The following is a 9,281-nucleotide window of genomic DNA, read 5'->3' on the forward strand; positions in this document are numbered from 1 at the left end:
ATCGCCTGCGCCGAGCGCGCGGCTGATCGCGGAGGAGACGCCGCCGCCCATCGCGCCCGCGCTCATCATTTGCGTCAGCATCGCGAACGGAAACACCAGCGCGATCGCGGCGAGCGGAATGGTGCCGAGCCGGCCGATATAGGAGGTCTCGGCGATCGAAACCAGCGTGCTGCCGACCATCGCGAGCATGTTGGGAATCGCGAGCCGCAGCAGCGTTGGCAGGATGGGCGCCGTTAGCAGGCTGGCGATGGATGAGGCGACCGGGGCACGCGGCGGCGCGGCGTCTAGGGTGGCGTCGATCGTCATTTGTCACCGGACGGAATTTTAGATGATGATCGACATGTTATAAGGGCAGGTAGGCCCCAGCGGCAGCCTCACCTCACGCAGGGGTCACCACGGCAGGCCGCATAGGTCGATGGTCCCCAAGGTCGGCGCCCGGACGATGTTGAAGACATAGGGCGCCATGTGAGTGAACCGGATTCGCCCTTCCGGCTGCTCGCAATAGACCTCGCCTTCGAATGGCAGCCAGCTCCGGGCCGCGTAGAACGCGGTGTTGTGCGGCTCGCAGAACAGCAATGCGAAGCGGACCGCCTCGTTGGCGCGCATGGTGTGCACAGCCGCGTCGATCGCCAGGGTCGCGTAGCCGCGGCCGCGTCGGTCTTCGCGGGTGCAGACCCCGCCGATGCCGCCGATATGCGTCTTCTGTCCGTTCCAGGTGACGGTGCGGAAGTAGATGCCGACATGGCAGACCAGGCCGTCTTCGGGCGTCTCGATCAGCACGCGCAGATCGGCATTGGCCCATTTGACGTGAGCCCAGGGCTTGCCGGCGACCATATGCGGTCCCCAAACGGCCTGATGCAGCGGCTCCGCGATCGGCCACGAGGCATCGCCGTTCAGGATGTCGATCTCAACGCTCATGGTTTCGTCTCTTGCATCTTCGGTTCGCGGTGCATTCGTTCTGTCATAACCGCTTCAAAGGCAATGATATTTTGCGGCGACCGGCCTAGCCTGGGTGATCGTCCGCCGTCTGCGCCGATTTTATGCAATCGTGCCAAGCGGCCGCATCACGCGTTTTCGCAAATTGGCGGTATTTAACGGCCCTGGAACCTTCTATAAGAGTCCTCGTTAAGCCAGTTCCCCATCAGTCGCGGACAACATCCCATGACCTTTACGCTGCCCCCACTCTCTTACGCCTATGACGCCCTCGGCCAGTTCATGTCGAAGGAGACGCTGGAATTCCACCACGACAAGCATCATCAGGCCTACGTCACCAACGGCAACAACGCGCTCAAGGGGACCGAATGGGAAGGCAAGTCCCTTGAAGAGATCGTCAAGGGCTCGTTCGGCAAGAACCCCGCGGTGTTCAACAATGCCGGCCAGCACTACAACCACATCCACTTCTGGAGCTGGATGAAGCCCAATGGCGGCGGCACCAAGCTGCCGGGCAAGCTCGAGAAGAAGATCAACGAAGACCTCGGTGGCTTCGAGAAGTTCAAGACCGACTTCCAGGCGGCTGGCGTCGGCCAGTTCGGCTCCGGCTGGTGCTGGCTCCAGGTCAAGAACGGCAAGCTCGAAATCTCCAAGACCCCGAACGGCGAGAATCCGCTGGTGCACGGCGCCACCCCGATCCTCGGCTGCGACGTCTGGGAGCACTCCTACTACATCGACTATCGCAACCGCCGTCCTGATTATCTCAAGGCGTTCGTCGAGAACCTCGTGAACTGGGAATACGTCGAGTCCCTGTTCGAGAAGGCGTAAGCTGGACCCGTCATTCCGGGGCGCGCGAAGCGCGACCCCGGAATCCATCTATCCACTCGGGCTGACGCCCGATGGATTCCGGGCTCGGCGCTGACGCGCCGCCCCGGAATGACAAAGAGGCGGGCGCATCAGCGGCCGCCTTTTTGCTGTGCGGAATTGCCCTGCGCGGCGCGCGCACGGGTCTGTCATTGTACTGTTTGCATGGTGTCGGTGGTGCCCTTAATCAGGATGGGCATCACCCTCGAGCCGACCCACACCCGTTGTCAGAACCTTCCCCGAAGAACCCGGCGCCTGCCGAGGACGCGGAGTCCGAGCCGCGGCCGGGACGAGTCCGCAAGCCGATCGGTTGGTCGACCATCATCATTGCCGCGCTGGTGGCGGTGAGCGCGACGCTGGTCTGGCGGCGTGACGGTACCGACGGCGTTCTCGACATCCTGACCCACGATCTCTCGCTGTTCTCAGGCATCCTGCCGCGCGTGCTGGCGGGCTGCCTGCTCGGGGCCTTCATCTCGGAAATCCTGCCGCACGAAAAGGTTTCGCGCTCGCTCGGGCCGAAATCCGGGCTGATGGGTCTACTGATCGGCACCGCCTTCGGCGCGATCCTGCCCGGCGGTCCCTTCACCGCTTATCCCGTGGCGAGCGCGCTGCTCGCCGTCGGTGCCGATTTCGGCGCCACCATTGCCATGGTCGTGAGTTGGACCCTGATTGGCTATGGTCGGGCGGTGGCCTGGGAAATCCCGATCATGGGCACCGATTTCACGCTGTGGCGGATTCTCATCTCGCTGCCGCTGCCGGTGCTCGCCGGCGCGCTCGGCCGCTTCGTCTACGTCAGGATGTATCCGAAGCCCGAGCGGAGGGGCGACGAGACGTGAGTGCGGCGCTTCTGATCGACATCCTGCTGTGGGGCTCGGTCCTCGGCGTCGGCCTGATCGCCTTCCGCCGCAGCCCGGCCGTGTTCAAGGCCTCACTGCGCGAAGGTTCGATGGATTTCATCAATATCGTGCCGCGGATCGCGCTCGGTGTGATCGGTTCCGGCTACATCGCCGCCATCATCCCGCAGGAGGTGATCACAGGCTGGCTCGGGCCGGACAGCGGCTGGCTCGGGGTCGCATCCGCCGTGGTCGCCGGTGCCGCCACGCCGGGCGGACCTGTCATCGGCTTCTCGATCGGCACGGTGGCGCTGAAGTCGGGCGGCGGGGTGCCCCAGGTGGTCGCCTACGTCGTCGCGTGGGCCCTGTTTGCCTTCCAGCGGGTGATCCTGTGGGAGATCCCGTTCATGCCGGCCCGTTTCGTCTGGTTCCGCTGCGCCGTATCGGTGCCATTCCCCTTCGTGGCGGCCGGCATCGCGATGGTGATCGGCAAGCCGTGACAGGTGTGAACGTCTTTTGATGTCAGCTTCATCGTCCCGGAATGACGCCAGCGGTCGTGGACAGGCGTAATGTTATAATATAACGTCTTGGCATGGTTCCCGCCGCGTCCCACGCCCGCCATCAAGACCATGCTCATGGCCATTCCCAAGGTCACTCCCATGACCACGGCCATTCGCATGGGCACGACCACACCCACGCCCATGTCCACGATGCGGCCTCGCCGCATCCTGCCCAGGCGGCACCCTGGTCGATCCTGCGCATGACCATGGCCGCGCGCGTTGTGGCCGCGCTCGCCGTCTGTGCCGTGCTCTGGGGCGTGGTCTTCCTGGCGATGAGGTGACCGTGGCACAATTAGCATTCCGCAACGTCACGCTTGGTTACGACCGGCACCCGGCCGTGCACCATCTCAACGGCGAGGTCGCACGAGGCGCGCTGGTCGCCGTGATCGGCCCGAATGGCGCGGGCAAGTCGACCCTGCTGCGCGGCATCGTCGGCATCCTCAAGCCCCTCGACGGCAGCATCCATCTCGGCGGGCTTGATAGCAGGGACATCGCCTATCTGCCGCAGAGTGCGGAGATCGACCGCAGCTTTCCGATCTCGGTGTTCGATTTCGTCGGCACCGGGTTGTGGCGCGACGCCGGCCTGTTTGGCGGCATCGGCAAGGCCGCGCGAGGGAAGATCTTGCGCGCGATCGCGTCCGTTGGCCTCAATGGTTTCGAGAACCGCCCGATCGGCACCCTCTCGGGCGGCCAGATGCAGCGCGTGCTGTTCGCACGCGTGCTGCTTCAGGATGCTGCGCTCATCGTGCTCGACGAGCCCTTCAACGCCATCGACAGCAAGACCACGACCGATCTGCTCGCGCTCGTGAAGCAGTGGCAAGGAGAGGGCCGCACCGTGCTCGCCGCGCTGCACGACATGGAGATGGTGCGCAACCATTTCAGCCAGACGCTGGTGCTGGCGCGTGGCCCCGTGGCATGGGGACCGACGGCGGAGGTGTTGACGCCGGAGAACCTGCTCGTCGCGATGCGCATGTGCGAGGCTTTTGACGACAGTGCCACGGCCTGCGCCGAGGACGGACGCTCGCGGGCGGCGTGATCACAGATGGTCTATGACGCGCTGATCGGCCCGTTCACCGAATTCGAGTTCATGCGGCGGGCGCTTGCCGCCGTGATCGCCCTGTCGCTGGCCGGCGCGCCGATTGGCGTGTTCCTGATGCTGCGGCGGATGAGCCTCGTCGGCGACGCCATGGCGCATGCGATCCTGCCCGGAGCCGCGGTCGGTTTCCTGCTCTCCGGCCTCAATCTGTTTGCGATGACGGCGGGCGGCCTGATCGCCGGCTTTGCGGTGGCGATCCTTGCCGGCGTGGTCGCGCGCTCGACAGGGCTGAAGGAGGACGCTTCGCTCGCGACCTTCTATCTGGCCTCGCTGGCGCTCGGCGTCACCATCGTCTCGATCAAGGGCACCAATATCGATTTGCTGCACGTGCTGTTCGGCAACATCCTCGCGATGGACGACCAGACGCTGCTGGTGGTGGCCTTCAACGCCACCGTGACGCTGCTGGTGCTCGCCGTGATCTACCGCCCGCTGGTGATCGAGAGCGTCGACCCCCTGTTCCTGCGGACCGTCAGCCGTGCCGGCGGTCCTGCGCATCTCGCCTTCCTTGCGCTCGTCGTGATCAACCTCGTCAACGGCTTTCAGGCCCTCGGCACCTTGCTTGCGGTCGGGCTGATGATCCTGCCGGCTGGTATCGCGCGGTTCTGGTCGCGTGATCTCACCGTCATGATCTGCATCGCTGTCGTTGCTGCCGCGGTCTCGGGCTATGCTGGCCTCGTGCTGTCGTTCCAGACCCGTGTGCCGTCAGGTCCCGCGGTCATTCTGGTGGCGACGGTGCTCTACATCGTCTCCGTCCTGTTCGGCCGCGTCGGCGGTATCGTCCAGCAATTGTTTCCTGGCCGGCATCTGGAAGCGTGACGATGCGGATCATCCTGCTTTGTGCGCTGTTGCTGATCGCCTCGCCGCTCCATGCCGCGGAGCGGCTCGACGTCGTCGCGAGCTTCTCGATCCTCGGCGACTTCGTCCGCAATGTCGGGGGGGATCGGGTCAGCGTTACGACGCTGGTCGGTGCCGACGGCGACGTCCACGTCTACACGGCGGCGCCAGCCGATGCGAAGCGGGTCGCGGAGGCGAAGCTCGTCATCGTCAATGGGCTTGGGCTGGAGGGCTGGCTGCCGCGTCTCGTGCAATCTGCGGGCAGCAAGGCGAAGGTCGTGACGGCGAGCGCCGGCATCACGCCCCTGAAGTTGGGGGCGGCCGCTGATCCCCACGCCTGGCAATCGGTCCCCAACGCCAAGGTCTACGTCACTGATATCGCCAATGCGCTGGCTGCCGCCAGTCCGGATGACGCGCCATTCTTCGGTGCCCAGACCAAGGCCTATCTGGAAAAGCTCGAAACGCTGGACCGCGAGGTCCGGGAGGCCATCGCCAAAATCCCGCCGGAACGGCGCAAGGTGATCTCGACCCATGACGCCTTCGGCTATTTTTCAGCCGAATACGGTATCCAGTTCATCGCCCCCCTGGGCGTCTCCACCGAAACCGAGCCCAGCGCGCGGGACATCGCTGCCATCATCGGCCAGATCAAGGCCCAAAAAATCCCGGCCGTGTTCCTGGAGAATATCAGCGACGACCGCCTGATCCGGCGGATCGCGGCGGAGACCGGCGCAAAGGTCGGCGGGACCCTGATTTCGGACGGTTTAACAGGCGAAAAGGGGCCTGCACCCACTTACATTGACATGGTCAGGCACAATATAAAGGCGCTGACCAGCGCGCTTGACCACTAGGGCAGGGGCCACCCGCCTCGCGTCGCGCGAACAAGCCTGATGTCGGAGTTCTTATGTCTGAAGCGACCTCCTCCAAAATTCCCGTGACCGTCCTGACCGGCTATCTCGGCGCCGGCAAGACCACGCTTTTGAACCGTATCCTGTCGGAGAACCACGGTAAGAAATACGCCGTCATCGTCAACGAATTTGGCGAGATCGGCATCGACAACGACCTCATCATCGGCGCCGATGAGGAAGTGTTCGAGATGAACAACGGCTGCATCTGCTGCACGGTGCGCGGTGACCTCGTCCGCATCATGGACGGCCTGATGAAGCGCAGGGGCAAGTTCGACGCCATCATCGTCGAGACCACCGGCCTTGCCGATCCCGCGCCTGTCGCTCAGACCTTCTTCGTCGACGAGGACGTGCAGAAGAACGCCCGCCTCGATGCGGTCGTGACGGTCGCCGATGCCAAATGGCTGTCCGACCGGCTCAAGGATGCGCCCGAGGCCAAGAACCAGATCGCCTTTGCCGACGTCATCGTTTTGAACAAGACCGATCTCGTGAGCAAGGGCGAGCTCGCTGAGGTCGAGGCCCGCATCCGCGGCATCAACCCCTATGCGAAACTCCATCGCACCGAGCGTTGCTCGGTCGCGCTGGCCGACGTGCTCGATCGCGGCGCCTTCGACCTCGACCGCATCCTCGACATCGAGCCCGATTTTCTCGAGGCCGACGATCATGACCACGACCATGATCATCACCACCATGGCCACGACCATCACCACCATGATCACGGCCACGGCCTGAAGCACTATCACGACGAGGACATGCAGTCGCTGTCGCTCAAGACCGACAAGCCGCTCGATCCCAACGTGTTCATGCCCTGGCTCCAGAACCTGGTGCAGGTCGAGGGCGGCAAGATCCTGCGCTCCAAGGGCATCCTCGCCTTCCACGACGATGACGACCGCTACGTCTTCCAGGGCGTCCACATGATGCTGGAGGGCAACCACCAGCGGAAGTGGAAGGAGGGCGAGCCGCGCGAGAGCCGCCTCGTCTTCATCGGCCGCGAATTGCCGGAAGAGGCGATCCGCAAGGGTTTTGAGAGCTGCATCGTCTCGTGATGAAAGAGTTTACGCCGGCCCCCGATTCCGCCTCGATCGTTTCCGTCACCGACCGCGTCAAGCCTGTTGCGCTCGGCATGGGCGTGACCTCGGTGCATTTCCTTGGCGCTCGCGCCGCCTTCGTCGGCGGCGAGGAGAACGTCGTGTTCGTCGACGCCAAGGGCGAGATCACCAATGTCGCCGTGCACAGCGGCGGCATTCTCTCGACCGCAAGTGACGGCAAGCGTCTCGTCATGGGCGGCGACGACGGCAAGGTTGTTTCGCTCGACGCCAAGGGCGAGGTGACACTTCTTGCCACCGATCCGAAGCGGCGCTGGATCGACGCCGTGGCGGTGCACGCCGACGGCGCCTTCGCCTGGTCAGCCGGCAAGATCGCGACCGTCAAGAGCGGCAAGACCGAGGAGAAGTCGCTCGAGGTGCCCTCGACCGTTGGCGGCCTTGCGTTTGCGCCGAAGGGGCTGCGGCTTGCGATCGCGCATTACAACGGCGCGACGCTGTGGTTTCCGAACATGGAAGGATCAGCCGAATTCCTGCCCTGGGCCGGCTCGCATCTCGGCGTCACCTTCAGCCCGGACAACAAGTTCCTGGTCACGACGATGCACGAGGCGGCGTTGCACGGCTGGCGGCTCGCCGACAACAGGCACATGCGCATGACAGGCTATCCCGGCCGCGTCCGCTCGATGTCCTGGAGCGCGGGCGGCAAGGGGTTGGCGACCTCGGGTGCCGACACTGTCATCATATGGCCGTTCGGCAGCAAGGACGGTCCGATGGGCAAGGAGCCCGCGATGCTCGCACCGCTGCAGGCGCGCGTGGCGGCGGTCGCCTGCCATCCGAAGAACGACATCCTCGCCGCCGGCTACAGCGACGGCACCGTGCTGATGGTGCGGCTGGAGGACGGCGCGGAGATCCTCGTCCGCCGCAACGGCACCCCGCCTGTGGCCGCGATGGCCTGGAATGCGAAAGGCACGCTGCTGGCGTTTGCCGATGAAAATGGGGACGGCGGCCTGCTGGAGCTTTAATCTGTCATGGTTCCGGCCGTAGGGTGGGCAAAGGCGCACTTGCGCCGAGCCCACCATCTCTCTGAGAAACAAAAATGGTGGGCACGTCGCGCGAAGAGCGCGCCTTTGCCCACCCTACCGCATCTCTGAGACGGCGGCGCGAACACATGCGGTTTTTGACCACCTTCCAGCTTGCCGACTTCGCGGACACGCTGGTCAGCCTGACCACGGCCTTTGTGCTGGGCACGCTGATCGGCGCGGAGCGGCAATATCGCCAGCGCACCGCGGGCCTGCGCACAAATGTGCTGGTCGCGGTCGGCGCCGCCGCTTTCGTTGATCTCGCCATGCAGCTGGACGGTGCCGATGGCGCGGTGCGGGTGATTGCCTATGTCGTTTCGGGCATCGGCTTCTTAGGGGCCGGCGTCATCATGAAGCAGGGCATGGACGTCCGCGGCCTCAATACCGCTGCGACGCTGTGGGCCTCGGCCGCGGTCGGCTCCTGCGCTGGGGCCGACATGATCGCGCAGGCCGCGGCGCTGACCGTGTTCGTCATCGCAGGCAACACGATGCTGCGCCCGCTGGTCAACGCCATCAACCGCATCCCGCTCAACGAGAAGGCGCTGGAGGCGACCTATTATTTCAAGCTCGCGGTTGCCGCCGACGCCTTGCCCGACATGCGCGACCGTCTCGTCGAGAAGCTCGAGGGCGCAAAGTATCCGGTGGCCGATATCGACGTGGTCGAGACAGGGGACGATCTGATCGAGGTCGTCGCAAAGCTGGTCGCGACAGCAGTCGATCCGAACGAACTGAACGCGGTGGCGACGGATCTCCAGCATCTGCCCGGCGTGCGCCACGCCACCTGGGAAGTCAGCACCACCGAGTGAGCGCGGCGTTTTGGCGCGCAGGGGTTCGGTTCCCGTCTTGCCGGCCACGGAACCGCAACTGGCCAAATTCGTTGATCCCGCGGACAAAGGCGGTGATCGACATGCCCGGCCAATATGACAAGCGCAGACTGAAACGCGACCTCATGATCGCCTGTTCGCTGTTCGCAGCAGGCGTCGTGGTGTCGGGGATGTCGCTGGCGCAAATCCGAGCCCAGAGCCGGATGGAACTGGCGCAGGCAACACCGCCGCTCCAGGGCACACCATCCGACGATCAGGGCAAGACGCCCGCGGAATCCAAGCCCGGCGGCGACCGGCCGACCACGCCGCGCCATAG

The 9,281-nt window shown here is 64.6% G+C and carries 13 protein-coding genes; 11 read left to right on the top strand and 2 right to left on the bottom strand.

The genetic code is table 11. The annotated features are described in order from the left end of the window. Together MOV75_RS16665 and MOV75_RS16670 are read right to left on the bottom strand one after the other, a co-directional pair. Positions 1-306: MATE family efflux transporter (locus MOV75_RS16665; protein ID WP_247006217.1), on the bottom strand; the 306-nt coding region annotated here is incomplete at its 3' end. An 84-nt stretch (positions 307-390) separates the two neighbouring features. Next, positions 391-918, bottom strand: coding sequence for a GNAT family N-acetyltransferase (locus tag MOV75_RS16670; protein WP_246926893.1), 528 nt, complete (start codon positions 916-918; stop codon positions 391-393). A 243-nt stretch (positions 919-1,161) separates the two neighbouring features. Here MOV75_RS16670 and MOV75_RS16675 point away from each other — a divergent pair, with 243 nt between their 5' ends. The 11 genes from MOV75_RS16675 to MOV75_RS16725 form a co-directional block, all read left to right on the top strand. After that, positions 1,162-1,758, top strand: coding sequence for a superoxide dismutase (locus MOV75_RS16675; RefSeq protein ID WP_246926897.1), 597 nt, complete (start codon positions 1,162-1,164; stop codon positions 1,756-1,758). Positions 1,759-2,018: 260 nt separating this feature from the next. Next, positions 2,019-2,630, top strand: a complete 612-nt coding sequence (locus MOV75_RS16680) for a permease (RefSeq protein WP_246926900.1) — start codon at positions 2,019-2,021, stop codon at positions 2,628-2,630. Further along, positions 2,627-3,127, top strand: coding sequence for a hypothetical protein (locus MOV75_RS16685; RefSeq protein ID WP_246926903.1), 501 nt, complete (start codon positions 2,627-2,629; stop codon positions 3,125-3,127). The genes MOV75_RS16680 and MOV75_RS16685 overlap by 4 nt, the downstream gene beginning before the upstream one ends. Before the next feature lie 92 nt (positions 3,128-3,219). Beyond that, complete coding sequence (locus tag MOV75_RS16690) at positions 3,220-3,468, top strand: hypothetical protein (protein WP_246926906.1); 249 nt, start codon at positions 3,220-3,222, stop codon at positions 3,466-3,468. A gap of 2 nt (positions 3,469-3,470) precedes the next feature. After that, the gene (locus MOV75_RS16695; protein ID WP_246926909.1) at positions 3,471-4,223 is read left to right on the top strand and encodes a metal ABC transporter ATP-binding protein; all 753 of its coding nucleotides are present in this window, start codon (positions 3,471-3,473) and stop codon (positions 4,221-4,223) included. Between the two features lie 6 nt (positions 4,224-4,229). Then, positions 4,230-5,099 carry a metal ABC transporter permease gene (locus tag MOV75_RS16700; RefSeq protein ID WP_246926922.1) on the top strand — a complete coding sequence of 290 codons (870 nt, stop codon included), beginning with the start codon at positions 4,230-4,232 and terminating at the stop codon, positions 5,097-5,099. Between the two features lie 2 nt (positions 5,100-5,101). Next, entirely contained in the window at positions 5,102-5,965 is an 864-nt protein-coding gene (locus MOV75_RS16705) for a metal ABC transporter substrate-binding protein (RefSeq protein ID WP_246926925.1), read from the top strand. Positions 5,966-6,018: 53 nt separating this feature from the next. After that, positions 6,019-7,065 carry a GTP-binding protein gene (locus tag MOV75_RS16710; protein ID WP_246926927.1) on the top strand — a complete coding sequence of 349 codons (1,047 nt, stop codon included), beginning with the start codon at positions 6,019-6,021 and terminating at the stop codon, positions 7,063-7,065. After that, positions 7,065-8,084, top strand: a complete 1,020-nt coding sequence (locus tag MOV75_RS16715; RefSeq protein WP_246926930.1) for a WD40 repeat domain-containing protein — start codon at positions 7,065-7,067, stop codon at positions 8,082-8,084. The genes MOV75_RS16710 and MOV75_RS16715 overlap by 1 nt, the downstream gene beginning before the upstream one ends. A gap of 146 nt (positions 8,085-8,230) precedes the next feature. Next, complete coding sequence (locus MOV75_RS16720; RefSeq protein ID WP_246926933.1) at positions 8,231-8,947, top strand: MgtC/SapB family protein; 717 nt, start codon at positions 8,231-8,233, stop codon at positions 8,945-8,947. Between the two features lie 101 nt (positions 8,948-9,048). Then, positions 9,049-9,281 (top strand): hypothetical protein (locus tag MOV75_RS16725; protein WP_247006219.1); only part of this gene is annotated, 233 nt, incomplete at its 3' end.

Origin of the sequence: Bradyrhizobium sp. PRIMUS42 (assembly GCF_023006515.1) — a bacterium.
In the GTDB taxonomy this organism is placed as follows: domain Bacteria; phylum Pseudomonadota; class Alphaproteobacteria; order Rhizobiales; family Xanthobacteraceae; genus Bradyrhizobium.

Excerpts from the sequence above, each read along its gene's own strand:
- MOV75_RS16670 (WP_246926893.1), bottom strand. The coding sequence starts at position 918 with ATGAGCGTTGAGATCGACATCCTGAACGGCGATGCCTCGTGGCCGATC.
- MOV75_RS16675 (WP_246926897.1), top strand. The coding sequence starts at position 1,162 with ATGACCTTTACGCTGCCCCCACTCTCTTACGCCTATGACGCCCTCGGC.
- MOV75_RS16690 (WP_246926906.1), top strand. The coding sequence starts at position 3,220 with ATGGTTCCCGCCGCGTCCCACGCCCGCCATCAAGACCATGCTCATGGC.
- MOV75_RS16700 (WP_246926922.1), top strand. The coding sequence starts at position 4,230 with ATGGTCTATGACGCGCTGATCGGCCCGTTCACCGAATTCGAGTTCATG.
- MOV75_RS16705 (WP_246926925.1), top strand. The coding sequence starts at position 5,102 with ATGCGGATCATCCTGCTTTGTGCGCTGTTGCTGATCGCCTCGCCGCTC.
- MOV75_RS16710 (WP_246926927.1), top strand. The coding sequence starts at position 6,019 with ATGTCTGAAGCGACCTCCTCCAAAATTCCCGTGACCGTCCTGACCGGC.
- MOV75_RS16715 (WP_246926930.1), top strand. The coding sequence starts at position 7,065 with ATGAAAGAGTTTACGCCGGCCCCCGATTCCGCCTCGATCGTTTCCGTC.
- MOV75_RS16720 (WP_246926933.1), top strand. The coding sequence starts at position 8,231 with ATGCGGTTTTTGACCACCTTCCAGCTTGCCGACTTCGCGGACACGCTG.